The 24,678-nt window shown below is 63.7% G+C and carries 24 protein-coding genes; 11 read left to right on the top strand and 13 right to left on the bottom strand.

Annotated features, from left to right (window positions below; translation table 11 throughout):
• From phnK to phnG, 6 genes are read right to left on the bottom strand one after another with little or no spacing between them, the layout of a single operon-like run.
• Positions 1 to 777 carry a phosphonate C-P lyase system protein PhnK gene (phnK, locus tag D3242_RS17485; protein WP_013892928.1) on the bottom strand — a complete coding sequence of 259 codons (777 nt, stop codon included), beginning with the start codon at positions 775 to 777 and terminating at the stop codon, positions 1 to 3.
• On the bottom strand, positions 774 to 1,673 hold the full coding sequence (locus tag D3242_RS17480) for an alpha-D-ribose 1-methylphosphonate 5-phosphate C-P-lyase PhnJ (protein WP_064980924.1): 900 nt from the start codon (positions 1,671 to 1,673) through the stop codon (positions 774 to 776). The genes phnK and D3242_RS17480 overlap by 4 nt, the downstream gene beginning before the upstream one ends.
• Complete coding sequence (fosX, locus tag D3242_RS17475; RefSeq protein WP_038649784.1) at positions 1,670 to 2,089, bottom strand: FosX/FosE/FosI family fosfomycin resistance hydrolase; 420 nt, start codon at positions 2,087 to 2,089, stop codon at positions 1,670 to 1,672. Before fosX ends, D3242_RS17480 begins: the two co-directional genes overlap by 4 nt.
• Positions 2,086 to 3,198, bottom strand: a complete 1,113-nt coding sequence (locus tag D3242_RS17470; protein WP_064980923.1) for a carbon-phosphorus lyase complex subunit — start codon at positions 3,196 to 3,198, stop codon at positions 2,086 to 2,088. Before D3242_RS17470 ends, fosX begins: the two co-directional genes overlap by 4 nt.
• Position 3,199: 1 nt before the next feature.
• On the bottom strand, positions 3,200 to 3,811 hold the full coding sequence (gene phnH / locus D3242_RS17465) for a phosphonate C-P lyase system protein PhnH (RefSeq protein WP_064980921.1): 612 nt from the start codon (positions 3,809 to 3,811) through the stop codon (positions 3,200 to 3,202).
• Complete coding sequence (gene phnG / locus D3242_RS17460) at positions 3,811 to 4,272, bottom strand: phosphonate C-P lyase system protein PhnG (protein ID WP_019861270.1); 462 nt, start codon at positions 4,270 to 4,272, stop codon at positions 3,811 to 3,813. The genes phnH and phnG overlap by 1 nt, the downstream gene beginning before the upstream one ends.
• Before the next feature lie 121 nt (positions 4,273 to 4,393).
• On the opposite strand from phnG, the gene phnF reads away from it, so the two are divergent.
• Entirely contained in the window at positions 4,394 to 5,143 is a 750-nt protein-coding gene (gene phnF, locus D3242_RS17455; RefSeq protein WP_064980919.1) for a phosphonate metabolism transcriptional regulator PhnF, read from the top strand.
• A gap of 15 nt (positions 5,144 to 5,158) precedes the next feature.
• Here phnF and D3242_RS17450 read toward each other — a convergent pair whose 3' ends face one another.
• The 6 genes from D3242_RS17450 to D3242_RS17425 all read right to left on the bottom strand — a co-directional run bounded on the left by D3242_RS17450 (position 5,159) and on the right by D3242_RS17425 (position 12,808).
• Positions 5,159 to 6,175 carry a zinc-binding alcohol dehydrogenase family protein gene (locus tag D3242_RS17450; protein ID WP_064980918.1) on the bottom strand — a complete coding sequence of 339 codons (1,017 nt, stop codon included), beginning with the start codon at positions 6,173 to 6,175 and terminating at the stop codon, positions 5,159 to 5,161.
• Positions 6,176 to 6,239: 64 nt separating this feature from the next.
• Positions 6,240 to 7,208 (bottom strand): ABC transporter permease, encoded by a 969-nt coding sequence (locus tag D3242_RS17445; protein ID WP_019861267.1) that lies wholly within the window; start codon positions 7,206 to 7,208, stop codon positions 6,240 to 6,242.
• On the bottom strand, positions 7,205 to 8,758 hold the full coding sequence (locus D3242_RS17440; RefSeq protein WP_038653376.1) for a sugar ABC transporter ATP-binding protein: 1,554 nt from the start codon (positions 8,756 to 8,758) through the stop codon (positions 7,205 to 7,207). Before D3242_RS17440 ends, D3242_RS17445 begins: the two co-directional genes overlap by 4 nt.
• A gap of 157 nt (positions 8,759 to 8,915) precedes the next feature.
• On the bottom strand, positions 8,916 to 9,911 hold the full coding sequence (locus tag D3242_RS17435; protein WP_019861265.1) for an ABC transporter substrate-binding protein: 996 nt from the start codon (positions 9,909 to 9,911) through the stop codon (positions 8,916 to 8,918).
• 330 nt (positions 9,912 to 10,241) lie between these two features.
• Positions 10,242 to 11,240, bottom strand: coding sequence for an aldo/keto reductase (locus tag D3242_RS17430; protein ID WP_064980916.1), 999 nt, complete (start codon positions 11,238 to 11,240; stop codon positions 10,242 to 10,244).
• Between the two features lie 62 nt (positions 11,241 to 11,302).
• Positions 11,303 to 12,808 carry a UxaA family hydrolase gene (locus D3242_RS17425; protein ID WP_064980915.1) on the bottom strand — a complete coding sequence of 502 codons (1,506 nt, stop codon included), beginning with the start codon at positions 12,806 to 12,808 and terminating at the stop codon, positions 11,303 to 11,305.
• 253 nt (positions 12,809 to 13,061) lie between these two features.
• On the opposite strand from D3242_RS17425, the gene D3242_RS17420 reads away from it, so the two are divergent.
• From D3242_RS17420 to gndA, 6 genes are all read left to right on the top strand, one after another.
• Positions 13,062 to 13,964, top strand: coding sequence for a GntR family transcriptional regulator (locus D3242_RS17420; RefSeq protein ID WP_019861262.1), 903 nt, complete (start codon positions 13,062 to 13,064; stop codon positions 13,962 to 13,964).
• A gap of 122 nt (positions 13,965 to 14,086) precedes the next feature.
• Positions 14,087 to 14,443, top strand: a complete 357-nt coding sequence (locus tag D3242_RS17415; protein ID WP_038653373.1) for a DUF2946 family protein — start codon at positions 14,087 to 14,089, stop codon at positions 14,441 to 14,443.
• A gap of 97 nt (positions 14,444 to 14,540) precedes the next feature.
• Positions 14,541 to 15,080: a copper chaperone PCu(A)C gene (locus tag D3242_RS17410; RefSeq protein ID WP_038649764.1), complete on the top strand. Its 540-nt coding sequence runs from the start codon at positions 14,541 to 14,543 to the stop codon at positions 15,078 to 15,080.
• Between the two features lie 25 nt (positions 15,081 to 15,105).
• Positions 15,106 to 15,624 (top strand): YcnI family copper-binding membrane protein, encoded by a 519-nt coding sequence (locus tag D3242_RS17405; RefSeq protein WP_064980913.1) that lies wholly within the window; start codon positions 15,106 to 15,108, stop codon positions 15,622 to 15,624.
• 55 nt (positions 15,625 to 15,679) lie between these two features.
• On the top strand, positions 15,680 to 17,314 hold the full coding sequence (locus tag D3242_RS17400; protein WP_081295880.1) for a copper resistance CopC/CopD family protein: 1,635 nt from the start codon (positions 15,680 to 15,682) through the stop codon (positions 17,312 to 17,314).
• Positions 17,315 to 17,478: 164 nt separating this feature from the next.
• Positions 17,479 to 18,906, top strand: coding sequence for an NADP-dependent phosphogluconate dehydrogenase (gndA, locus tag D3242_RS17395; RefSeq protein WP_064980909.1), 1,428 nt, complete (start codon positions 17,479 to 17,481; stop codon positions 18,904 to 18,906).
• A gap of 51 nt (positions 18,907 to 18,957) precedes the next feature.
• On the opposite strand, the gene D3242_RS17390 is transcribed toward gndA, so the two are convergent.
• Positions 18,958 to 20,010, bottom strand: a complete 1,053-nt coding sequence (locus D3242_RS17390) for a LacI family transcriptional regulator (protein ID WP_019861256.1) — start codon at positions 20,008 to 20,010, stop codon at positions 18,958 to 18,960.
• 407 nt (positions 20,011 to 20,417) lie between these two features.
• Between D3242_RS17390 and D3242_RS17385 the strand changes: the two genes are divergently transcribed.
• From D3242_RS17385 to D3242_RS17370, 4 genes are all read left to right on the top strand, one after another.
• Positions 20,418 to 21,656 carry an ABC transporter substrate-binding protein gene (locus D3242_RS17385; RefSeq protein WP_019861254.1) on the top strand — a complete coding sequence of 413 codons (1,239 nt, stop codon included), beginning with the start codon at positions 20,418 to 20,420 and terminating at the stop codon, positions 21,654 to 21,656.
• 87 nt (positions 21,657 to 21,743) lie between these two features.
• Positions 21,744 to 22,637: a carbohydrate ABC transporter permease gene (locus D3242_RS17380; protein ID WP_064980907.1), complete on the top strand. Its 894-nt coding sequence runs from the start codon at positions 21,744 to 21,746 to the stop codon at positions 22,635 to 22,637.
• Complete coding sequence (locus tag D3242_RS17375; protein ID WP_019861251.1) at positions 22,630 to 23,565, top strand: carbohydrate ABC transporter permease; 936 nt, start codon at positions 22,630 to 22,632, stop codon at positions 23,563 to 23,565. Before D3242_RS17380 ends, D3242_RS17375 begins: the two co-directional genes overlap by 8 nt.
• Positions 23,566 to 23,567: 2 nt before the next feature.
• On the top strand, positions 23,568 to 24,671 hold the full coding sequence (locus tag D3242_RS17370) for an ABC transporter ATP-binding protein (RefSeq protein ID WP_027047407.1): 1,104 nt from the start codon (positions 23,568 to 23,570) through the stop codon (positions 24,669 to 24,671).
• The last annotated feature ends 7 nt before the right edge of the window (positions 24,672 to 24,678 follow it).

Genomic DNA, 24,678 nt, shown 5'->3' with positions numbered 1-24,678 from the left:
TTACACCTGCAAAATGGAAGAAACGAGAAGCTGCGTGTAGGGCGCGCGCGGATCGTCGAGCACGCGGTCAGTGAGGCCGCTTTCGACGACGCGGCCGTCCTTCATCACCATCATGCGCTGCGACAGCAGGCGCGCCACGGCGAGATCGTGGGTGACGACGATGGCCGCGAGACCGAGGTCGGTGACCAGTCCACGCAACAGGTCGAGCAGGCGGGCCTGCACCGAGACGTCGAGGCCGCCGGTCGGCTCGTCCATGAACACCAGCCGTGGGCCGGTAACGAGGTTGCGGGCGATCTGCAGGCGCTGGCGCATGCCGCCGGAAAAGGCACGTGGCTCGTCGTCGATACGGTCTTGCTCAATCTCGACGCGCGACAGCCAGTCGACCGCCGTGGCGCGGATCTTGCCATAGTGGCGGTCGCCCACCGCCATCAGCCGTTCGCCGACATTGGCGCCGGCAGACACCGTCATGCGCAGGCCGTCGGCCGGGTTCTGGTGGACAAAGCCCCAGTCGGTGCGCATCAGGAAGCGGCGCTCGGCCTCGCTCATGCGGTAGAGCTCGCGGAACTGGCCGTCGCGCATGCGGTAGCTGGCGGTGCCCGACGACGGTAAGAGCCGCGTCGACAGGCAATTGAGCAGCGTCGTCTTGCCGGAACCGGATTCGCCAACGACTGCCAGGACTTCGCCCGGCCACAGGTCGAAGGAGACGTTGTCGCAGCCGACGCGCGAACCGTAGAATTTGGAGAGCGCCGAGACGCGTAGCAGCGGTTCGTCGGTCATTGTGCCGGCTCCACTTTTTCGGAAGCAAGATGGATCTCCGGAGCAAGATGGCCGCGATGGCCCTCTTGGCGCCGCTTCTCGCAATGGTCGGTGTCGGAGCAGACGAACATGTGGCCGCCATGGTCGTCGAGGATGACCTCGTCGAGATAGACATTTTCGGCCGCGCACAGTGCGCAGGGCTGGTCGAAGGTCTGCACCTCGAACGGATGGTCCTCGAAGTCGAGGCTGACGACATCGGTGAAGGGGGGCACCGCATAGATGCGCTTCTCGCGTCCGGCGCCGAACAGCTGCAGCGCCGGCGAGCGGTGCATCTTGGGATTGTCGAATTTCGGCGTCGGTGAGGGGTCCATCACATAGCGGCCCTCGACCTTGACCGGATAGGCATAGGTGGTGGCGATGCGGCCGTGCTTGGCGATGTCCTCATAGAGCTTCACATGCATGAGGCCATACTCCTCAAGCGCATGCATCTTGCGCGTCTCGGTCTCGCGCGGTTCGAGGAAGCGCAGCGGCTCGGGGATCGGCACCTGGTAGACCAGCACCTGGCCCGCGGTCAGCGGATGTTCGGGGATGCGGTGGCGGGTCTGGATGATGGTGGCGCCGGCGGTATCGGTGGTGACAGCGACATTGGCGACCTTCTTGAAGAAGGCGCGGATCGATACCGCGTTGGTGGTGTCGTCGGCGCCCTGGTCGATGACCTTCAGCACGTCATCGGGGCCGATGATCGAGGCGGTGACCTGGACGCCGCCAGTGCCCCAGCCATAGGGCATCGGCATTTCGCGCGAGGCGAACGGCACCTGATAGCCGGGAATGGCGATGCCCTTGAGGATCGCGCGACGGATCATCCGCTTGGTCTGTTCGTCGAGATAGGCGAAGTTGTAGGTGGCGATGTCGGTCATGATGCGACCTCAAGTCCTTTGGCATAGCGCGCCAGCCGCTCGGTGAGCGTGCCGGTGTGCAGTTCGAACATGTGATTGTCGTCGTCGTAGAAATAGATCGAGCGGCCTTCGCCCTCGACGCGTGGGCGCGGCGGGCGCATGTCGAGGCCTAGTCTGCCGACGCGCTCGGCGTAGCGGTCGAAATCGTCGTCGTCGATCTTGAAGGCGATGTGGTTGTAGCTGCGCTCGGCCAGCTTCTCGCCTTGCATGATGGCGATCCAGATGTCGCCGATCAGGAAGAATTTTTCGCGCGACAGCGAAAACTGCGCGGCGTCGCTGGCAAAGACCTCGCGGGCGTCGAAGACGCCCTCGAGTATCCTTGTCATCCGCTCAAGGTCGCGGACGATGAAGGTCATGTGGGACAGGCCTTCGATCATTCCGCGGCCTCCCGCTTTTCGTCGACCTTGGCGGGGTTCTTACGGGCCTCATATTCGGCGCGCATGCGGCGCACGAGGTCCAACTCGGCCTGGAAGTCGACATAGTGCGGCAGCTTCAGATGCTCGACGAAGCCGGTCGCCTGGACATTGTCGGAATGCGAGATGACGAATTCCTCGTCCTGGGCGGCGGCGATGATGTCCTCGCCAAGCTCGGAGGCGCGCAGCGCGCGGTCGCAGAGCGCCATGGCCATCGCCTTACGCTCGCTCTGGCCAAAGACCAGGCCGTAGCCGCGGGTGAACTGCGGCGGCGCCTTGGCCGAGCCCTTGAACTGGTTGACCATCTGGCATTCGGTGACCCGCACCGTGCCGAGGGGGGCTGCGAAGGGCAGTTCGGGGACATCGAGTTCCAGCTCGACCTCGCCAATGCGGATTTCGCCGACAAAGGGATGGTTGCGGGCATAGCCGCGCTGGGTTGAATAGCCGAGCGCCAGGAGAAAACCCTCATCGCCACGCGACAGCGCCTGCAGGCGGATGTCGCGCGCCATCGGGAATTCCAGCGGCTCGCGGGTGATGTCGCCGGGCACATGGTCCTGCGGCATCTCGCCATCCGGTTCGATCAGGCCTTCGCGGGCGAGGATCGCCGAGACGCGCGGCATGGCCTGCGCTTCCGTCTCGCGCCGCAAGGGTGCGGCGACGTTGGCGCCAGCGGCAAGCTCGGGGTCGAGCAGCCGGTGCGTGTAGTCGAAGGTCGGGCCGAGCAACTGGCCGCCGGGCAGGTCCTTGTAGGTTGCCGAGACGCGCCGCTCGACCAGCATGGCGCCGGTGTCGATCGGGTTGCTGTAGCCGAAGCGGGGCAGCGTGGTGCGATAGGCGCGCACCAGGAAGATCGCCTCAATCATGTCGCCGCGCGCCTGGACGATGGCGAGTGCGGCGAGCTCCAGGTCGTAGAGCGAGCCTTCGCTCATCACCCGGTCGACGCCGAGCGCCAGCTGCTCGACGATCTGGTCGAGGCGCAGGGCCGGCACCGAACGGTCGCCGCGCCGGCGATCGGCGAGCAGGCTGTGGGCGTTACGAATAGCGGCTTCGCCGCCTTTTACCGCGACATACATCCTATGCCTCCATCGTCTTGATGCGCGTGGTGCGCGGCAGGCAGGCTATGCCTTCAGCGGTGGCGAGGATGATGTCGACGCCGCGCGGAAAGCGCTGGATATTCTGCTTCCATTGCTCGATGAAATGACGCGGCATCTGCGCCGGCGCGATCGTGGCGCTGGTTTCGATGCCAGGCCCTTCCAGCAGCAGCGGAGTGCCTGAGGTGAGGTCGCTGACCTGCAGGATCAGGGTGGTCGACCGGTCGGGATAGTCCTGCGTTCCCTGCGCAAAGCCGTCGAGCGCCATCATCTCGGCCGGCGTGGCGACAAAGGCGAAATGCGCGTCGGCAGGCGTGTTGGCGAGCGGCGCGCCGGTGTGGAAGCCAAGCCAGGAACCGATCGCGGCGGAGACGTGCAAGGCGGGGTCGAGCCAGAGCGGCGTGTCGTTGTCGCATAGCGCCAGTGCCACGGCGCCGGCAGTTGCCGAGAGCGGCGCCGGCGGGCGGGCCAGGGCCGGCAAAGGCTGCACGCTGCCCGGCCGCGCCATCGCGTCCATGACCGCGCGAAACACCGTCTGGGCGTTGAACACCGGATCGGCAAAGCCGCCCTCGATCGATTGCGCTGCGATATCCATCAGTCTTCTCCGCGAACCATGGTGAAGAAATCCACCTTCGTTGCCGCCGTCTCGGCACGGCGTTTTTCCTGGGCAGTGGCGAGCGCCGACCTCAAAGGCCCGATCAGCCTGGTCTCGACCTCGGTCCGGCGGGCAGGGTCCTGCCAGAGCGCGTCGGCGATTGCCGCGAGCTTCGCCTTCTGCTTGTCGCGGCCAAGCGCGTAGCAATGGCCGACCTGTCCGGACGGCAGCCTGACGGTGGCGCGGGTGACGGTCGCCTCGCCGACATTAAACGGCGCGCCGCCGCCGCCGATGCGGCCGCGCAGCGTCACGAGCCCGGTCTCGGGGCCGCGCAGCAGCTCGGCCTGCGAAGGCAGGCCAGCTTCGTTCCAGAGCCGGACGATGTCGTCGCCACTCGATTGCGCCAGCGTCGCCATGGCGGCCTTGCGCTCGGCCTGGTCGCGGGCTTCCTGTCCTCGCATCGGCAGTATTCCTCTTTGCTAAATTTGTCTATTGATATAGACAACTATACAAATTATAGATATTACCTAACGCGAGTCCATGACGGGTGGATGACAGGGGATAGATGGCCGGGGGCAATTCATGATCGGGCGACAGGAAGCCGACAGTATCGAGCGGCGCAGCGGCGTCTCGCTGTGGCGGCAGATCGCCGACAGGATCCTGCAGGCGATCGCCACCGGCGATTTCGCCGAGAATGCCGCGCTGCCGCCGGAGGTGGCGTTGGCCGAGCGTTATGGCGTCAACCGTCACACGGTGCGCAGCGCCATATCCGCACTTGTGCAGGAAGGAGTGCTGCGGGCAGAGCAGGGGCGTGGCACCTTCGTGCTGTCGCGCAAGCGACTGTCCTATCCGATCGGCGCGCGCACACGCTTTTCAACAGGCCTGCAAGGGCAGACCTCGGAACGCCACATCGTGCTGCTTTCCTCATCGGTCGAGCCGGCCAGTCAGCGTGTCGCCGAGGGTCTTGGACTGGCCAGGGCGACCGAGGTGATCAGATTGGAGACACGCGGTGAAGCCGATGGACGGCCTGTGTCACGCGCTGCCGGCTGGTTCGATGCCAGGCGCTTTGCCGGCATCGACAAGGCGATGGCAGAGACTGGCTCGATCACCGCATCGCTGGCCCGCTTCGGCATAGACGATTATCTCAGGCAGTCGACCGTGCTGTCGGCGCGCCATGCCGATGCGGCCGATCTCGCCGACCTCGACCTTCAGCCAGGCGCCATCGTGCTGGTCACGGTGGCCGTCAACATCACGCCGGACGGCCGACCGATCCAGTTTTCGGAGTCGCGCTTTCCGGCGGAACGGGTGGAACTGAAGCTGTCGGCGCTGTGAGCCGGATTCTGCCGACTATGCGACCTCGATCACCGCTTTGATCAGGCCGGATTTCTCGTGCGCCCAGCGGGCGAGATCGCCCGGCGTATCGGCAAGCGTGGTGCGGTGGGTGACGAGCTTGGCCAGGGGCACGGCGCCGTTGCCGATCGAGGCCGCGACATGATCGAAATCGGCACGCAAGGCATTGCGGCTGCCGACCAGCTTCATTTCGCGTTTGTGGAATTCCGGATCGGAGAAGACGATGTCGTCCTTGACGACGCTGACGAGCACCAGTGTGCCGCCATGCGCGACATGGGCGAAGGCCGACTGCACCGACCGGGTGTTGCCGGTCGCGTCGAAGGCCACGTCGAAGCCTTCGCCTGATGTCGCTTCCTTGACCAGGTCCGGCACCGCTCCGCGCGAGCCGTCGAGGATACTGAAACCAAGTTCGTTTTCGGCGAAAGCGAGGCGTTCACTGCTCATGTCGAGCAGCGTCACGTTGAGCCCGGCAATCCGGGCGAAGATGGCGTTGCCGAGCCCGATCGGGCCGGCGCCGATGACCAGCGCGCGGGCGCCGGGATCGGCGCGGGCGCGACGTACGGCGTGGGCGCCGATGGCCAGGAATTCGACGGCGGCTGCGTCGGCCAGCGACAGGCCATTGGCCGGATAGAGATTCTGCGCCGGGACAAGAATGCGTTCGCACATCGCGCCGTCGCGATGGACGCCGAGCACCTCGATCTTGACGCAGCAATTCGGCTTGCCATGCCGGCAGGCGATGCACTTGCCGCAGGAGAGGTAGGGGTTGATGACGACCGGTTCGCCAATGGCAAGGTCGACGCCCTCGCCAGTCTCGATGACGGTGCCGGAGACTTCATGGCCCATGATGCGGGGGTAGGCGAGGAACGGGTGCTTGCCCTCGAAAATGTGGTAGTCAGTGCCGCAGATGCCGACATGGCTGACCGCGACCAGTGCCCAGCCGGCAGGGGGGGCAGCGGGCGCGGGGCGATCTTCCAGGACGAGCTCCCCGGGCGAGCGGCAGATAACGGCTTTCATGTTTCAGTCCAGTTGGGTTTGCGACCCGTCTTCATGCCGGGCCGGAGATCGATTTCAGCAGTGGTCACTTGCCGCCGCGGCGGCGCAGACCGTCGAAATAGACGATGACGATGATCAGCACGCCGGTGATGATGCGCTGCCAGAAGGCGTTGACGTTGAGCAAGTTGGCGCCGTTGTTGATGGTGGCGAGAATGAAGGCGCCGAGCAGCGGGCCGTGCACCGAGCCGACCGCGCCGAACAGCGAAGTGCCGCCGATGACCGAGGACGCGATCGCCTGCAGTTCCCAGCCCTCGGCCTGGGTCGGGTTGCCGATGCCGATGCGCGAGGCCAGGAGCACGCCGACAAAGGCCGCGCACAGGCCCGACAGCGTGTAGGCCATGTAGATGGTGCGCTGGACATTGACGCCGGAGAGGCGCGACGCCTCGGCGTTGGAGCCGACCGAGAAGAGATAGCGGCCCCAGCGGCTGTGATGCAGGAAGATGTAGGCCGGGATGCCGACCAGGATCACCATCCAGAACAGATTGGGCACGCCGAGGAAGGAGTTGCGCGAGAATTCCTGGAAGGCATCATTGTTGATGGAGATCGAGTTGCCGTTGGTCATCAGAAGGCCGATGCCGCGCAGCGAGGTCAGCGTCGCCAACGTGATGATGAAGGGCGGCAGGCCCATCTTGACGATGCCGAAGCCGTGGAACAGGCCGATGGCAACGCCGACCAGCAGCGTGATCAGGATGGCAAGGAAGACTGGTATGCCGGCATTGATCAGCATCGCCGCAATGACGGTGGCGAAGCCGACCACCGCACCGACGGACAGATCGATGCCGCCGGTGATGATGACGAAGGTCTGGCCGACCGCCAGGATGGCGATCATCGAACCCTGACGTAGAAGGTTCGAAATGTTGTTGGCCGAGGCGAAGCTCGATGTCGACAGCGACAGGATGACCCAGAGCAGCACCAGCAGCGCCAGCAGCGTTAGCCCGAACAGGGCGTTGTAATTGCGCTTGGGTTTTTCGGCAGGAATCGCCTCGGTGCTCATATCTTTCCTCCCAGCTTTTCTTGTTTCTCGGCGAGCGCCTGTGTGAGAATTTCCTCGTGATCGGCGGTGCGGAATCCGTGTGTCGCCACCAGCTTGCCGCGGCGGAACACATGCAGCGTGTCGGCCAGCTCATAGACTTCCGGCAGATAGGACGAGATCAGGATGATGCCGGCGCCCTTCGACAAGAGCGCGCCGAACAGCCGGTAGATCTCGGCCTTGGTGCCGACATCGACGCCGACTGTCGGCTCGTCGAAGATGAACAGCTTGGCGCCATGCGCCAGCCATTTGCCGATGACGATCTTCTGCTGATTGCCGCCCGACAGGCTGGAGGCCAGCGCGTGGCGTGTCGGCGTCTTGATGCGGAGATCGGCGATCTGTCGGTCGGCCTGGGTCTTCTCCTGCGCGCCGGAGATCAACATGTTTTTGGAGATGCGCTTGTAGATCGGCAGGTTGAGATTGAGGCCGACCGGCAAATTGAGGCAAAGGCCCTGGTCGCGGCGGCTTTCCGGCGCCAGCGCCATGCCGAGCTTGATCGCGTCATGCTCCGAATTGACCTGGACCGGCTTGCCTTCCCACAGGATCTGGCCGGCCGATTTGCGATGGCGGCCGTAGAGCGTGGTGACGAATTCGCTGCGCCCGGCGCCGATCAGCCCGTAGAGCCCGACGATCTCGCCGGCGCGGACCGTCATCGAGACATTTTCGAAGCCCTTGCCCGACAGGTTCCTGGTTTCCACGATCGCGGCACCCGGCGTGAAGTGCTCCTTGTGATAGACCTGCTCGATCGAGCGGTTGATCATCAGCTTGACCAGTTCGGCATCGTTGGTCTCGGCGATGTTTCTGGTGCCGACCAGCGTGCCGTCGCGCAGCACGGAGACGCGATCGGCGAGCTCGAAGACTTCCTCCATGCGGTGGCTGATGTAGATGATGGTCACGCCCTCGGACTTCAGGCGGCGGATCAGGGTGAAGAGCTGGTCGGCCTCCTTGCGGGTGAGGTAGGCGGTCGGCTCGTCGAAGATCAGGAATTTGGTACCACGCACGGTGGCGCGGGCGGCGGCGATCAGCTGCTGCTGGCCGATGGTGAGGTCGCCGAGCACGACATGCGCCGGCAGATCGAAGCCAAGATCGTCGATGATCTTCTGCGCTTCCTTGACCATGGCGCGCTGCTGCAGGATGCCGAAGCGCGAATTCTCCTCGCCGAGGAACATGTTGGCGGCAACCGTCAAATGCCGGCAAAGCACGACTTCCTGGTGCACGGCGTTGATGCCGAGCGCCATCGCCTCATGCGGGGTCGCCAGCGGCGCGGGCTTGCCTTCCCAGATGACATCGCCGGAGGTACGCGGCATGACGCCGGTCAGAAGCTTGATCAGAGTGGATTTGCCGGCACCGTTCTCGCCGACGATGGCGTGGATTTCGCCCGACTTGAAGGCCAGCGTCACCGGCTTCAGCGCATGGGTGCCCGGATACTTCTTCTCGAGGCCACGCAGTTCGAGGATCGTCCTGCCGGGCTCGAGCACAGGGGCGGGGTGCAGCTCTTGCGCCGTCGATGTCATGACAATCCTCCTCCCAGATTGGCCTCACGATTTGGCATGCGGCGAGGCTTTGAAATGCCATCCAGAGCAACCTAGCCCAGGCTGGCGGATTTCCAAGCGATATGACTGTCGTTTCCGGGGCGCGAGGCCCCGGAAACTGTGCGGTTGCGCCTAAGGCTCAGTTGAGCTTCGGGTTGAGCAGCGCGTCGATCTTGGGTTCTTTCATATTCGCCTTGGTGACGAGGTTGGCGCCGGTGTCGACATTGGCCTCGACCTTCTCGCCCTTCGAGGCGGCGAGCGCGGTCTTGATGCCGTCATAGCCCATCCGGTAGGGGTCCTGGACGACGAGGCCGGAAATGACGCCGTCATTCAGGAACTTGATCAGCTTCTCGTCGCTGTCGAAGCCGATCAGGCCGACCTTGCCGGCAAGCTTGTTCTCGGCGATCGCCTGGCCGACGCCCTGCGCCATGATCAGGTTGGAGGCGAAGATGCCCTTCAGATCCGGATTGGCGGTGATCAGGTCGGTCGCGATGTTGAGGCCGGTGGTGGCCTGACCGTCGGCATATTTGTCGGCGATCAGTTCGAGGCCGGGATACTTGGCCTTGAGCTGTTCCTTGAAGCCCTGGGCGCGCTGCTCGAGCGAGCCGGCGCCAGGCAGTGCGGTGATCAGGGCAACCTTGCCTTCGACCTTGCCGCCATTGGCCGCACCGATGGCTGCTGCAAGACCGTCCGCGGCGACGCGGCCGCCCTGGACGTTGTCGGTGGTCAGGAACGAGGTGAAGGCCTTGGAGTCGGCGCCGGAGTCGATGCCGATGACCTTGACCTTGGCCGCTGCCTCGTCGATCGGCTTGCCGAGCGCCTTGGCTTCGGTCGGCGCGATGACGACGGCGGCCGGGTTGCCGGCGACGGCGTTCTCGAGGATGGAGATCTGGCCGTTCACGTCGGTTTCAGCCTGGGCGCCGAGTTCCGGCACGTTGACGCCGAGATCCTTGCCGGCCTTGCGGGCGCCAGCGAGCACGATCTGCCAGTAGAAGGACGTGGTGTCCTTGACGATGATCGGAATAGTCACATCCGCCGCCGAAACCGGCGCCGAGTGCATGACGCCGGCGAGCATCGACGCTGCTGCCAGGGCCATGACGGCGCGGCGGTTGAGAATGCTGGTCACGAATTTCATAGGATTCCTCCCTAAGTCGCCCGGTGAACGTTACGGAAGCTCCGTTCGGATAGGCGTGGCCCAAACAGAACTTTATCAATAAAAAACATTTACGCTGTTTTGATAGTGCATCGATCTGGACGATGCAAGCGGTGTTTCGCACCTGATCCCCATCTCAGGCACTGACACATTCACGCGCCGCTCCTCCCTGGACGCAGCCGAACGCTCCCGTTTCGTTAATACATGGAATATTAATTCCATTCATTAGTCAATATGGAACGTTCATTCTTTCTGTGGAGTCGCGCGTTTGTGAAGTCGAGCCTCTCCCGTCAAGGCTGGTGGACGCCGGTTTCACGCCAGGCTCTGCACCACCGTGTAGGGACGATATTTGGCGTATTCCGTCCCTGGCACGTCGGTGTCGAGCAGTTCGAGGTTGCGTGTCAGGTTTGCCAGTTTGGCGGTGCCGGTCAGCACGGTGGCGACCGTCGGCTCGTGCAGGGGAAACTGAAAGGCAGCAGCGGCCAGCGGGTAACCGCCTTCGCCGGCGATCTTTTCCATGGCGTCGACCCGATCGAGTATATCGCGGCCGGCGGGCTGGTAATCGAAATGCGCTCCTTGCACCGGCCCGGTCGCCAATATGCCGGAGTTGAACACGCCGCCGATCACCAGCGATGTCTGCTGCTCCCGGCACAGCGGCAGCAGTTCGGCTTCGGCGCTGCGGTCGAGCAAGGAATAGCGGCTGGCGAGCAGGATGCAGTCGAGTGGGGCCTGGCGCATCACGTCGAGGCAGATCTGGACTTCGTTGACGCCGAGACCGTAGGCGGAAATCGTGCCGGCCCGCTTCAACTCCTCGAGCGCCTTAAGCCCGCCATCCATCAACTGGCGAAAGTGCAGCTTGTTCTTCTCGACGCCATGCGTGTAGGCGCCAATGTCGTGCACATACAGGATATCGATCTTGTTCAGCCCAAGCCGCGCATAGCTGAAGTCGACCGACCGCATGATGCCGTCATAGGAATAATCGTAGTCGAGCGCGAAGGGCAGCGGATCGACATAGGAGTGATCGGGCACCTGGTCTTCAGGCACCGGGCGGAACAGGCGTCCGACCTTGGTGGACAGCACGTAGGAATCACGCGGCTTGTAGCGCAGGAAATCGCCAAAGCGCCGTTCCGAAAGGCCGAAACCATAGAAGGGCGCGGTGTCGAAATAGCGCAAGCCCGCGTCCCAGGCGCCTTGCAGCGTTTCCATCGCCGCCTCGCGTGGACAGGCGCGGTACAGGCCGCCGATCGCGGCGCCGCCGAAGCTGACTTCGGTGACCTCGAGCGCCGTCTTGCCGATGCGGCGTTTTTTCATGCAAACCCTCCCCGTTGCCGGCCGTTGTCCAGCCCGGCAGTTCTACCACATTTCAGTTGAATTCAGAGCGTCGCGCCGAGATGCCAGGGCACGAACTCGTTGTCGCCATAGCCGAAATCCTCGCTCTTGGTCTTGCGGCCGGAAGCCGTCTCGACGATGAGTTCGAAGATCTCGCGGCCCATGCCGGCGATGGTCTTTTCGCCCGAGGCGATGACGCCGCAATTGACGTCCATGTCCTCTTCCATCTGGTTATACATGGTCGAGTTGGTGGCGATCTTGATCGACGGTGTCGGCCGGCAGCCGAAGCAGGAACCGCGGCCGGTGGTGAAGACGATGACATTGGCGCCGCCAGCGACCTGGCCGGTGGCCGAGACCGGGTCGTAGCCGGGCGTGTCCATGAACACCAGTCCGTTGCCGGTGACCTTCTCGGCATAGCCGAACACACCATTGAGCGGCGTCTGGCCGCCCTTGGCGACCGCGCCCAGCGACTTTTCCAGGATGGTGGTGAGGCCGCCGCGCTTGTTTCCAGGCGAGGGGTTGTTGTCGATCGAGGCGCCATGCTTGGCGACGTGATCTTCCCACCATTTGACATATCCATCGAGCTTCTTGGCGATCTCGGGCGTCGCGGCGCGGTAGGCGAGCAGATGCTCGGCGCCGTAGATTTCCGTGGTCTCGGAGAGGATGCCGATGCCGCCGACGCCGGCCAGAATGTCAACGGCCGCCCCCAGAGCCGGATTGGCGGTGATGCCCGACATGCCGTCGGAGCCGCCGCATTGCAGGCCGACGACGATCTCGCTGACCGGGATCGGCTCGCGCTTCAACTGACCGACTTCCTCGGCGATCTCGGCTAGCACGCCCATCGCCTTTTCCACCGATTTGCGCGATCCGCCGGCGTCCTGGATGTTGAAATGGCGTTTTCCGGCGGCGGCGCCCTTCTGGCCATAGAGGGTGAGCTGGTTGACCTCGCATCCCAGGCCGACCATCAGCACGCCGCCGAAATTCGGGTGGCGGGCATAGCCGGCAAGCGTGCGGTGCAGCACCATCATGCCGTCGCCAGTGCCGCTCATGCCGCAGCCCTGACCGTGGACGATCGGCACGAAACCGTCGATGCCGGGATATTTCGGCAGCAAGGTCCGGTTGGCGGTGTCGGCGATGGAATGGCAGACCGTGGCCGAGCAATTGACGCTGGCGATGATGCCGATGAAGTTGCGCGTGCCGGCGCGGCCATCGGCGCGGCGATACCCCATGAAGGTGCGGGCGCGGTCGGCCGTTGTCGCGTGCTCGGCCTCGCTCGGCGGCACCACCGGCAGGCGGCCGGCCTCGAACACCAGATTGTGCGAATGGACATGCTCGCCCGGTGCGATGTCCTGTGTGGCGCGGCCGATCGCCTGGGCGTATTTGACCACGGCTTCACCGGCGGCAATCGGCTTGATCGCCACCTTGTGGCCGGGCTCGATAACGGCGGTGGCAAGCGCGCCGCCCGGCAGGGCCGTGCCGATCTCGATGCGGCCATTGGCAACGGCGACATTGTCGGCGGAGGACAGAAGAATGGTGTTCGAGACGTTCACGGGCGGTTTCCTGGGTGATCCTGGGATGCGCGGATTGACACGCGCTTGTTAAGAGTTAATGTCTTTTATCGTGAAAAAACAGTTTTGCGTCAATTGTTTTTTCGCAGGCGCTCCGCACGCCTCTGGCTAGCGGCGGTGCTGCAAACAATGGACCGTGCCCTGGCGAAAGCAATTCCTGCTTTCCAGGGTCATGGGAACGTCATATTGCGCTTCAAGCCGGCCGCCGCAAGCGCTGGCATGAATGGGTCAGGGGATGTCCAAGAGCAACAACGTCTACAAGGACGCCTATAACAGGTGCCTCCGGCTGCTCGACGAAACGCGCAGCCTGCCGTCGGAACCGGAACTGGGCACGCTGCTCGGCGTCAGCCGCACGACCGTGCGCAGCATCCTGGCGCGCATGGAGGAAACCGGCCTGATCGCCTGGAACAAGCGTGCCAAGACGGTGCTGCGCGATCCGCGACCCGACGATTTTTTCCCTGAGGAAGAGACAGACACACTGGCCGAGATCATCGAGCGGTCGTTCATGCGGCGCCTGCTCGCCGGCGGCGCCGAGGCCGGCATGCAGATCAACGAGCTTGAACTGGCGCGCGAGATTGGTGTCGGCACCACCAGCGTGCGCGAGTTCCTGATCCGCTTCTCGCGCTTCGGCCTGATCGAGAAGCGCCGCAACAGCCATTGGGTGCTGAAGGGTTTTACGCGGGCTTTCGCGCTCGAACTGACCGAGATCCGCGAGATGTTCGAACTGCGTTCGGCGGCTGCCTTCGCCGCCCTGCCGCAGGACAGCCCGGTCTGGGCCGATCTCGACCGCCTGGAGGACGAACATCGCCTGCTGGCACAAGAGATCGCCACGCGCTTCAACGCGTTTTCCGAGCTGGACGAGCGCTTCCACCGGCTCATCCACCGGGCCTCGCACAACCGTTTCATCGTCGATTTCTACGACGTCATCGCCATGATCTTCCATTACCACTACCAGTGGAACAAGGCGCAGGAGCGCGAGCGCAACGAAGTCGCGGTCGGCGAGCACCTTGCCTATATCGAGGCGCTCAAATCGCGCGACCTCGGCAAGGTCGACGCCGCCTGCCGCAAGCACCTGAAGTCGGCGCGCCAGACGCTTTTGACCTCCATCCCCGAAAGCCGGTCCTTGCAGAAATCCTGATCGCGCCGCGTTGCCGCAGCATCGAATTGGCGATTTTCGACCTGCCGCTGCCATGATAGGTATCCTTCCAGGAGTTGCTTGAAGAGGCAGATGGCTTGAACCGCCGGGGCAAACGCTGGAGCTTGCCGACCGCGCTTGTCGCGGCCTGCCTGCTGCTGCTCCAGTCGACGCTCGGCGCCTTCGCTTTCGCTACCGGGCCGAATGCCGCGCAACTCGACGCCTTCGGCAACGTCATCTGTACCCGCGACGGTGCCACCCAGCTTCCCGGCGGTGACCAGCACCCATCGCATCTGCCGGCCTGCTGCACGCTTGGCTGCAGCATGTTTTCATCCGCGTTTGCGCCGCCGCCCGACGCCGGGCTGGCCGTGGCCAGCCTTTCGTTTGAAGCGGTCGCCTTCGTTTTTCCGGCGAGCATTTACCTCGGCTTCGCGCGTGAACGCTCGCCGTCGAACCCGCGCGCGCCGCCGCTGGCGGCCTGAGCTTGCTCGCCCTGCGGAACCTTTCGTGGGCGCACCCATCCAACGACCAAACAGCTCGCGACCGGTGACGGCGCGATCATCACTTCATGGAGCAACCATGTCCCATTTTTCCGATATAGCGGCGGGCACTCTGTTCAGCCGCATTCTGTCCCACGTCCAGGAGCGTCTCGGCACTGCCGTGCTTGCTTTGGCGATCATGCTCGCCGGCGCTCAATCCGTCCTGGCGCATGAGTTCAAGGTCGGCGATATCGAGATCGGCCACCCCTGGTCACGCGCCACGCCGGCCGGCGCCAAGGTGGCCGGCGGCTATTTTACCATTACAAACAACGGCAGCGCGCCGGACCGGCTGCTGTCGATTTCCTCCGATATCTCCGAAAAGGCCGAGCTGCATGAGATGGGCGTCAAGGACGGCGTCATGACCATGCGGCCCGTTGTCGGCGGCCTGGAGATTCCAGCCGGCGGCAAGGTCGTTTTGGGTCCCGGCAGCTATCACGTGATGTTCATGGATTTGAAGCAGCCACCCAAGCAAGGCGAGATGTTCGCCGCCACGCTGACCTTCGAAAAGGCCGGGACGGTGACGATCAAATTCGCCGTGCAGGCCATGGGCAGCGCGGCGCCTCAAGAAGACAACGACTGAACTGGCCATAGTACCGAGGGGCATCATGAACAAGTATCTTTTGTCGGCGGCAGCACTTCTGGTGCTGGGGACAAATGCCGCCTGCGCGCACATCACGCTCGAAACCCAGGAGGCGGCGGTCGGCTCGACTTACAAGGCAGTGCTGCGGGTGCCGCATGGTTGCGACGGCAAAGCGACGACCGCCGTGCGGGTGCAGATTCCGGAAGGGGTGATCGCAGTGAAGCCGATGCCGAAACCCGGCTGGACGCTGCAGACCAAGAAGGGCAAATATGAAAAATCCTATCAGCTCTATGGCCAGGCGGTGACCGACGGCGTCAAGGAAGTCGACTGGAGCGGCGGCAATCTGCCGGATGAATTCTACGACGAGTTCGTCTTTCGGGCCATTCTGACGGCGGACCTGCCCGTCGGCCAAAAGCTCTATTTCCCGGTGGTGCAGGAATGCGGCGATGCCGTCGACCGCTGGATCGAGATCCCGGCGGCGGGGCAGGATGAAGACACGCTGGAGACCCCGGCGCCCGGCATCAAGCTCACACCGAAGAAATAGGTTCTCCCTTGGCGCGCTCTGCTTGCCGGAGCGCGCCGCATCCTCGTGGCATGGCATGACCGCAATACCCTCTCGGATGGTCGATACCAACAGCAAGCGCGTCGGCCGGATTGCCGGCGGGCTGTTGGGCTTGCTCATGGCGCTTGTCGTCATGGCCTCGACCAGTCAGGCTTTTGCCCATGCCGCGCTGATCAAGACCGACCCGGCCGACGGTGCCGTGCTGGCCCAGACGCCAACCCAGTTCTCGCTGACCTTCAGCGAACCGGTTTCGCCCTTGGTGCTGACGCTGGTGAAGCCGGACGGCACTCCGGTTGCGCTGACATCCTTCCGCCTCACCGACCAGACGCTCGAGATCGACAATCCGCAAGCGCTCAAATCCGGCACGCATGTGCTGAGCTGGCGCGTCATTTCCGCCGACGGCCATCCGGTCGGCGGCTCGCTGCTGTTTTCCATCGGTGCGCCGACCGAGCCGCCCGTCGTGTCCGAAGCCGTCGACTGGCCGTCGCGGTCGGCGATCTGGATCGGCAAGGTCTTTCTTTACATCGGTCTTTTCCTCGGTGTCGGCGGCGCCTTCGCCCTTGCCTGGCTGGCCGGTGAGGGACGTGCCGGTCAGCGTTTTGTCACGGCCGCGATCCTGTGCGGCCTGGTGGCGGCACCCCTGTCACTCGGCTTTCAGGGGCTCGACGCGCTCGGAGCGCCGCTCTCCCATCTGGCACAGCCGGTGATCTGGCGGACCGGGCTGGGCACCTCCTTCGGCTGGACGGTGCTGGCCGCCCTGACCGCGCTGGGGCTCGGTTTGCTGTCGCTGGCCGGACCGCGTGTGCTCGCCAGGCCATTGGCGCTCGCCGGCCTGGCTGGCGTCGGCGTCGCGCTTGCCGCCAGCGGCCACGCCAGCGCGGCCGAACCGCAATGGCTGACGCGGCCGCTGGTGTTCGTGCACGGTATCGGCATTGCCTTCTGGGCCGGCGCGCTGATGCCGCTAGGTCTCGCGCTGAAGCGCCAGACGGCTGGCGCCGTCGCCTTCCTGCGCCGCTTCTCCTGCGCGATCCTGCCTGTGGTGGCCGTGCTTGCCGCGGCCGGCATTGTGCTTGCCGTCATCCAGGTGCAGACGCCCTCGGCGCTGGCCGGCACCGCCTATGGCCGGCTGCTGCTGGTCAAGCTGGCGCTGCTGGTCTTCCTGTTCACGTTGGCCGCGGTCAATCGCTGGAAACTCACTGCTTCCGCCGAGGCGGGCGCCACGGAGGTGCAGCGCAGGCTCGCCCGCTCGATCGGTGTTGAAATGCTGATCGTGCTGGCGATCTTCGGCGTTGCCGCGGGCTGGCGCTTCACGCCGCCGCCACGGGTCCTGGCGATCGCGGCGGCGCAGCCGGTCTCGGTCCACATCCACGCGTTGGAGGCGATGGCCGATCTCAGCATCACGCCAGGTCATGCCGGGCCTGTCGCCGCCTCGATGATCATCATGACCGGTGATTTCGGGCCACTCGACGCCAAGGAGGTGACGCTGGTGCTGTCGAAGCCCGATTCAGGCATCGAGCCGCTGAAGCGCGCGGCGACCAAGCCCGGCGACGGCAGCTGGCGTGTCGACAACCTCGTCATTCCGGTTCCCGGGCGCTGGACGGTGCGCATCGACATCCTGGTCTCGGATTTCAAGATGGTGAAGATCGAAGCGCCTGTGGACGTCCGGCCGTAACCGACAGATGGGATCGTTGTCGAACGCTTGCATTGTGCAACTGCAACACAATTCGGCGAGGCGGTTGACGCGGCCCGAAAGGCCCGTCAATCATCCCGGGAAGAACGGGCATCCGGCAAAATCGCGGGCTCCAACCAACAAGATCCGAAAGCAGGGAAGAAACAATGGAAAAAGCCGAAATCGGCCTGATCGGCCTTGGTACGATGGGCTCCAACCTGGCGCTGAACATCGCCGAGCACGGGCACCGCATCGCCGTCTTCAACCGCACAAGGGCACGCACCGACGCCTTCGTCGAGAATGCCGGCGCGCTGAAGGACATGGTTGTGCCCTGCTACAGTCTGGAAGAACTTGCCGCCGCGATCCGGCCGCCGCGCCCGATCATCATCATGGTGCTGGCCGGCAAGCCGGTGGATGAACAGATCGAAGCCTTGCGCGGCGTGCTGTCCAACAACGACATCGTCATCGATGCCGGCAACGCCAATTTTCGCGATACGATGCGGCGCTTCTCCGAACTGTCCGGCTCGGGCCTGACCTTCATCGGCATGGGCGTGTCCGGCGGCGAGGAGGGCGCGCGCCACGGCCCGTCGATCATGGTCGGCGGCACGGAAGATAGCTGGAAGCGTGTCGAGACGGTGCTGACCGCCATCTCCGCAAAGTTCAAGGACGAGCCCTGTGCCGCCTGGCTCGGCACCGATGGCGCCGGCCACTTCGTCAAGACCATCCACAACGGCATCGAATATGCCGACATGCAGATGATCGCCGAGATCTACGGCATCTTGCGTGATGGCCTCGGCATGGGGCCGAAGGACATCGGCACGGTGTTCTCCAACTGGAACAAGGGCCGGCTCAACTCCTACCTGATCGAGATCACCGCCAAGGTGCTTGCCGCCGACGATCCCAAGACCGGCAAGCCGGTTGTCGACATCATCCTCGACCGGGCAGGCCAGAAGGGCACCGGCAAATGGTCGGTCATCGAGGCGCAGCAACTCGGCATTCCGGCGACCGCGATCGAGGCGGCCGTGGCGGCCCGTGTTCTGTCGTCGATCAAGGACGAGCGGCTGGCGGCGGAACAGGCCTATGGCGCTATCGGCGTGTCGAAGATTTCCGGCGACAAGGATGCGCTGCTGAAAGATCTCGAACTGGCGCTTTTCGCCGGCAAGATCGCGGCTTACGCTCAGGGTTTCGCGGTGATGAGCGGCGCCTCGAAGGAGTTCAACTGGAACCTGCCGATGCCGACCATCGCCAGGATCTGGCGCGCCGGCTGTATCATCCGCTCGCAGATGCTGGATACGATGGCCGAGGCCTTCAGCAGCGGCGGCGCTTCGACCAATCTTTTGATGGCGCCGGCTTTCATCAGCTTGATGCAGGAAGCGCATCCGTCGCTGCGGCGCATCGTGGCGAGGGCTTCCGAGGCCGGCGCGCCGGTGCCGGCGCTGTCTTCGGCACTTGCCTATTTCGACAGCTATCGCCAGGGCCGCGGCACCTCGAACCTGATCCAGGCGCAGCGTGACTTCTTCGGCGCGCATGGCTTCGAACGCATCGGCGAGCAGGGTGCCTTCCACGGTCCGTGGGGCAGCGGCGCGGCGGGTTAGAGCAATTCCAGGAAAAGTGTGAGCGGTTTTCCGTCTGGAATTGCGTCTAGCTCAGTCGTCAGCGCGCTGGTAGGCCAGAACCTCGCCCGGCACGCTGAGACTTTGCAGCGAGCCGGGTGCGGCGCCGCCGATCCAGCCGAGCACGGAGCGCGCGAGCTCCGAGCCCGCCAGCCGGAAGTTCTCGTTGACGATCAGCAGTTCGGGCCTGAACAGATGCAAAAGGTCCGATGACTGCTTGGAGACGATGTCGACGTCGTGGCCAAGCTTGAGGCCGGCATCCTCGATGCCGGCGACGAGCGCAAGCGTGGCGGCGGCGGCGCTGCTGACAAAGCCGTCCGGCCTGATGTCGCGGCGCATCAGTTGCGCGGTCCTCGTCCGGATCTGCTCGATCGAATGGTCGATCGATACGGTACTGAACGGGATCTCGCTGGCGCCGACCTCGCTCAGCGCATCGGCAAAGCCGTTGACCGTATGGCCGTAATAGGTCAGGCCGACGGGTGGCGTCAGCAGAGCGAGCTTGCGGCGTCCCATGCTCGCAAGGCGCCGTACGGCTTCGACCGCGAAGGCATGATTGTCGAAATCATGATAGGGGTGGACCAGCCCCATATCGGTGCGGCCATGCGTGGCAAAGGGAATGCCATGCTCCAGCATATAGCGGGCCCTGGCATCGTTCGGCTGCGTGCGTGAAATGATGACGCCGTCGGCGGAACCGGTCTCGACCAGGTAGCGTATGGGGTCGAGTGGATCCTGCGAGCGCGAATAGGGCGTGACGATCAGGTGGTAGGGCGTGTCGGCAATGACTTCCGAGACACCGTAGATGATGTCTGAGACGAAGCTCATGATCTCGCGGTCGGTGTTGAGCACGAGGCTGATGACATTGGTCTTGCCGGTTCTGAGCCTGACGCCGGCGCGGTTCGGGCGGTAGCCGATCTGCTTGGCGACGAGCTGGACGCGGCGCCTGGTTTCGGCGCCGATCTCAGGGGCATCCTTCAAGGCGCGCGACACGGTGGTGACGCCGAGCCCGGTCATGAAGGCAAGCGTCTTCAGCGTTGGCCGCTCTTGCGCCGACGCTTCCTCGTTCTTTTCCGTATGCCGTCTGTCCATTCGTCCCGCCCGTCAGGCGCATAGCAGCCGCAGGCCGGGTCGGCAATCGCCGTGATTGGCGGCGTCGCATGATTTCAAGCCCGGCAATCCGTCAATATACTGAAACGTTACAGATTGCCAATCGCACTGCGCTGGCGGGCGAATTCGCAGGACGACATGGAGTCGCGAATTCCCTTGAGAATCCAGAGCGAAACGCCGTCCTGGCGACGCTCTATGCCGGCTTTCATGGACCTTTTCATATTTTGCACTGCAATTGCTCATATTGCGGCGCACAACGGCAAGGCCGGTCGATAGATTTTATTCGCGACTCGAAAAAATATCGAACGGTCTCCACGCCTGGGGTTGCGCCATCCACGCAATTGCCGTATCGAAAATCTGTAACGTTTCAGATTCTGGGAGGAACCGAAATGCGATACAAACTTTTGACCGCTGCCCTTGCGGCCACGGCCGCGCTGCAGTTCGCCGGCCCGGCCACCGCGACGGACCTGGAAGTCACTCATTGGTGGACTTCCGGCGGCGAGGCGGCGGCGGTCGCGGAACTCGCCAAGGCATTCGACGCCACCGGCAATCACTGGGTCGACGGCGCCATTGCCGGCTCCGGCGGCACGGCACGGCCGATCATGATCAGCCGGATCACCGGCGGCGACCCGATGGGCGCCACCCAGTTCAATCACGGCCGGCAAGCGGAAGAGCTGGTGCAGGCCGGCCTGATGCGCGACCTGACCGATGTCGCCACCAAGGGCAAGTGGACAGAGGTCGTGCGGCCGAAGAGCCTGCTCGACAGCTGCACCATCGGCGGCAAGATTTATTGCGTGCCAGTCAACATCCACTCCTGGCAGTGGCTGTGGCTCTCGAACGACGCCTTCCAGAAGGCTGGCGTGCCGGTGCCAAAGGACTGGAATGAGTATGTGGCCGCCGCCCCGGCGCTCGAGAAGGCAGGCATCGTCCCGCTGGCGGTGGGCGGGCAAGCCTGGCAGTCGTCCGGCGCCTTCGACGTGCTGCTTGCAGCGGTTGGCGGCACCGACACCTTCCTCAAGGTCTACAAGGACAAGGACGCCAAGTTCGCGGCCGGTCCTGAAGTCGCCAAGGTGTTCAAGGCGGCCGACGATGCGCGCAAGATGGCCAAGAACACCAATGTGCAGGACTGGAACCAGGCCACCAACATGGTCATCACCGGCAAGGCCGGCGGCCAGATCATGGGTGACTGGGCGCAGGGCGAGTTCCAGGTTGCCGGCAAGACCGCCGGCAAGGACTATACCTGTCTTCCCGGCCTTGGCCTGAACGAGGTCATTGCCACGGGTGGTGATGCCTTCTATTTCCCGGTGCTCAAGGATGCCGACAAGTCCAAGGCGCAGGAAGTCCTGGCCGAAACCTTGCTCGATCCCAAGACCCAGGTCGCCTTCAATCTCAAGAAGGGCTCGCTGCCGGTGCGTGGCGACGTCGACCTTAACGCTGCCAATGACTGCATGAAGAAGGGGCTCGCCATCCTAGCCAAGGGCGCCGTCATCCCATGGACCGATCAGCTGCTTTCGCAAGACAGCCAGAAGCAGAAGGAGGACCTGTTCTCCGAGTTCTTCGCCAAGCCCGAGATGACCGTGGAAGAGGCGCAGAAGCGCTTCGCCGACATCATCGCCACGGCGGACTGATACCGCCGGCAAAGTCCCATTCCTCCCGGTCCGGTGAACTCCAGGCCGGGAGGGCGCGCCCTTACCCGATCCAGCATGGCTGCACCGATGAGCAAGAGCGAACGCCCGAGCCGACTGTTTCGCAATCTCAATGCGAAGGTCGCGTCGATCCCCATGATCCTCACCGCGCTGGTGGTTTTCGTCGGCGGCACGGCGTGGACGGTGCTCTATTCCTTCACCAATTCGAAGCTGTTGCCGCGGCTGAATTTCGTCGGCCTCGACCAGTATTACCGGTTGTGGGCGACCCCGCGCTGGCTGATCTCGATCGAGAACCTGCTGATCTACGGCGTGATCTCGCTGGTTTTCTCGCTGGTGATCGGTTTCATCCTCGCTGCCCTGCTCGACCAGAAGATCCGTTTCGAGGACACGTTCCGCACGATCTTTCTCTATCCCTTCGCGCTCTCCTTCATCGTCACCGGCCTTGTCTGGCAATGGCTGCTCAATCCCGACTTCGGCATCCAGGGCGTGATACGAAAGCTTGGCTGGACGAGCTTCGCTTTCGATCCGCTCTACAATTCCAGCATCGTCATCTACGGCATATCGATCGCCGCGCTCTGGCAGGGCACCGGGCTGATCATGTGTCTGATGCTGGCCGGCCTGCGCGGCATAGACGAGGATATCTGGAAGGCAGCGCGGGTGGACGGGATCCCGATGTGGAAGACCTATCTGTTCATCATCATCCCGATGATGCGGCCGGTCTTCATCACCACGCTCGTCATCATCGCGTCCGGCATCGTCAAGGTCTACGACCTCGTCGTCGCCCAGACCAGCGGCGGGCCGGGCATCGCGTCCGAAGTGCCGGCAAAATATGTCTACGACTACATGTTCTTCGCCCAGAATCTCGGCCAGGGTTTCGCGGCCTCGACCATGATGCTGCTCTCGGTGATGATTGTCATCGTGCCGTGGGCTTATCTCGAATTCGGAGGCAGGAAGCGTGTCTGACCAAGCCGTCTCCTTGTCCGCGCCGTCCGGCGCCGGCCATGCCGATGCCTCGGGGCCGAGCGGACCGAAGCCGCGTCACATTTTCTCGCGCCGCAACATCTTCCTCTATGGCACGCTCATCGTGGCGGCGCTCTACTACCTCCTGCCGCTCTATGTGATGATCGTCACCTCGCTCAAGGGCATGCCGGAAATCCGCCTCGGCAACATCTTCTCGCCACCGCTCGAGATCACGTTCGAGCCCTGGGTCAAGGCGTGGTCGACGGCCTGCACCGGCCTCAATTGCGACGGACTCTCGCGCGGCTTCTGGAACTCCGTTCGTATCACCGTACCTTCGGTGATCTTGTCGATCGCGATCGCCTCCGTAAACGGCTATGCGCTGGCCAACTGGCGCTTCAAGGGCGCCGACACGTTCTTCATCATCCTGATCGTCGGTGCCTTCATCCCCTATCAGGTGATGATCTATCCGATCGTCATCATCCTGCGCGAGATCGGCCTCTATGGCAGCCTGAGCGGCCTGGTGGTCGTCCATTCCATTTTCGGCATGCCGATCCTGACACTTTTGTTCCGCAACTATTTCACCTCCATGCCGGAGGAATTGTTCCGGGCGGCGCGCGTCGACGGCGCCGGCTTCTGGGGCATCTATCTGCGCATCATGCTGCCGATGTCGCTGCCGATCTTCGTCGTCGCCGTCATCCTGCAGGTGACAGGCATTTGGAACGACTTCCTGTTCGGCGTCGTCTACACGCGCCCCGACACCTATCCGATGACGGTGCAGCTCAACAACATCGTCAACTCCGTGCAGGGCGTGAAGGAATACAACGTCAATATGGCGGCGACCATCCTGACCGGGCTGGTGCCGCTCGTTATCTATTTCATTTCCGGCAGGCTTTTTGTGCGTGGCATCGCTGCCGGCGCGGTGAAAGGATGATGATGGCAGAAATCGCGAACCCCAGCGTATCGATCCAGAACCTGTCGCTGAACTATGGCGCGGTGTCGGTTCTGCAGACACTCAACCTCGATATCGCCGAGGGCGAGTTCATCGTGCTCCTGGGGCCCTCCGGCTGTGGCAAGTCGACCTTGCTCAACTGCATTGCCGGGCTGCTCGACATTTCGAAGGGCCGCATCTTCATCAAGGGCAAAAACGTCACCTGGGAGGAGCCCAAGGATCGCGGCATCGGCATGGTATTCCAGTCCTATGCGCTCTATCCGCAGATGACGGTGGAGAAGAACCTGTCCTTCGGCCTGCGCGTCGCGGGCCTGCCCAAGGACGAAATTGCCAAGCGTATCGCGCGCGCCGCGGAGATCCTGCAGATCGAACCGCTGCTGCAGCGCAAGCCCTCCGCACTGTCCGGCGGCCAGCGCCAGCGCGTGGCGATCGGGCGGGCGCTGGTGCGCGATGTCGACGTTTTCCTGTTCGACGAACCGCTGTCCAATCTTGACGCCAAGCTGCGATCCGAATTGCGCGTCGAGATCAAGCTGCTGCATCGCAGATTGCAGAACACCATGATCTACGTCACCCACGACCAGATCGAGGCGATGACGCTCGCCGACCGGATCGCGGTGATGAAGGGCGGCGTCATCCAACAGCTCGACGCCCCGCAAACCATCTACAACCGTCCGGTCAATCGCTTTGTCGCCGGATTCCTCGGTTCGCCGGCGATGAATTTCATCGAGGGTCAACTGGAAGCCGGCGATGCCGCGGCGTTCACCGCCGACGGGGTTTCGATACCGCTCGACCGCTATGAGTTCGACAAGGATCGCGGCAGCGCGGGCAAGCCCTGTGTGTTCGGCATCAGGCCCGAGCACGTCGCCTTTGGAGATGCGGCCAAGGCCATGCCGTTCACCGCCGAGTCAGCCGTCGAGATCGTCGAGCCGATGGGCTCCGACACGCTGGTGTGGACCAAGCTCGGCGGCCGCAATTTTTCCTTCCGCGTCGAGGCGGAAAAGACGCTGCGCACCGGCGATCCAATCCGGATCGGCTTTGACCCAGCCCGCGCCTCGCTTTTCGACACCCCATCCGGCAACCGCCTATAGCCCCCAA

This window comes from Mesorhizobium jarvisii, assembly GCF_003601985.1.
In the GTDB taxonomy this organism is placed as follows: domain Bacteria; phylum Pseudomonadota; class Alphaproteobacteria; order Rhizobiales; family Rhizobiaceae; genus Mesorhizobium; species Mesorhizobium jarvisii.
The sequence above is the reverse complement of the archived record's forward strand: the minus strand, read 5'-3'. Positions and strand labels throughout refer to the sequence as shown.

Excerpts from the sequence above, each read along its gene's own strand:
- phnK (WP_013892928.1), bottom strand. The coding sequence starts at position 777 with ATGACCGACGAACCGCTGCTACGCGTCTCGGCGCTCTCCAAATTCTAC.
- D3242_RS17480 (WP_064980924.1), bottom strand. The coding sequence starts at position 1,673 with ATGACCGACATCGCCACCTACAACTTCGCCTATCTCGACGAACAGACC.
- fosX (WP_038649784.1), bottom strand. The coding sequence starts at position 2,089 with ATGATCGAAGGCCTGTCCCACATGACCTTCATCGTCCGCGACCTTGAG.
- D3242_RS17470 (WP_064980923.1), bottom strand. The coding sequence starts at position 3,198 with ATGTATGTCGCGGTAAAAGGCGGCGAAGCCGCTATTCGTAACGCCCAC.
- phnH (WP_064980921.1), bottom strand. The coding sequence starts at position 3,811 with ATGGATATCGCAGCGCAATCGATCGAGGGCGGCTTTGCCGATCCGGTG.
- phnG (WP_019861270.1), bottom strand. The coding sequence starts at position 4,272 with ATGCGAGGACAGGAAGCCCGCGACCAGGCCGAGCGCAAGGCCGCCATG.
- phnF (WP_064980919.1), top strand. The coding sequence starts at position 4,394 with ATGATCGGGCGACAGGAAGCCGACAGTATCGAGCGGCGCAGCGGCGTC.
- D3242_RS17450 (WP_064980918.1), bottom strand. The coding sequence starts at position 6,175 with ATGAAAGCCGTTATCTGCCGCTCGCCCGGGGAGCTCGTCCTGGAAGAT.
- D3242_RS17445 (WP_019861267.1), bottom strand. The coding sequence starts at position 7,208 with ATGAGCACCGAGGCGATTCCTGCCGAAAAACCCAAGCGCAATTACAAC.
- D3242_RS17440 (WP_038653376.1), bottom strand. The coding sequence starts at position 8,758 with ATGACATCGACGGCGCAAGAGCTGCACCCCGCCCCTGTGCTCGAGCCC.
- D3242_RS17435 (WP_019861265.1), bottom strand. The coding sequence starts at position 9,911 with ATGAAATTCGTGACCAGCATTCTCAACCGCCGCGCCGTCATGGCCCTG.
- D3242_RS17430 (WP_064980916.1), bottom strand. The coding sequence starts at position 11,240 with ATGAAAAAACGCCGCATCGGCAAGACGGCGCTCGAGGTCACCGAAGTC.
- D3242_RS17420 (WP_019861262.1), top strand. The coding sequence starts at position 13,062 with ATGTCCAAGAGCAACAACGTCTACAAGGACGCCTATAACAGGTGCCTC.
- D3242_RS17410 (WP_038649764.1), top strand. The coding sequence starts at position 14,541 with ATGTCCCATTTTTCCGATATAGCGGCGGGCACTCTGTTCAGCCGCATT.
- D3242_RS17405 (WP_064980913.1), top strand. The coding sequence starts at position 15,106 with ATGAACAAGTATCTTTTGTCGGCGGCAGCACTTCTGGTGCTGGGGACA.
- D3242_RS17400 (WP_081295880.1), top strand. The coding sequence starts at position 15,680 with ATGACCGCAATACCCTCTCGGATGGTCGATACCAACAGCAAGCGCGTC.
- gndA (WP_064980909.1), top strand. The coding sequence starts at position 17,479 with ATGGAAAAAGCCGAAATCGGCCTGATCGGCCTTGGTACGATGGGCTCC.
- D3242_RS17390 (WP_019861256.1), bottom strand. The coding sequence starts at position 20,010 with ATGGACAGACGGCATACGGAAAAGAACGAGGAAGCGTCGGCGCAAGAG.
- D3242_RS17385 (WP_019861254.1), top strand. The coding sequence starts at position 20,418 with ATGCGATACAAACTTTTGACCGCTGCCCTTGCGGCCACGGCCGCGCTG.
- D3242_RS17380 (WP_064980907.1), top strand. The coding sequence starts at position 21,744 with ATGAGCAAGAGCGAACGCCCGAGCCGACTGTTTCGCAATCTCAATGCG.
- D3242_RS17370 (WP_027047407.1), top strand. The coding sequence starts at position 23,568 with ATGGCAGAAATCGCGAACCCCAGCGTATCGATCCAGAACCTGTCGCTG.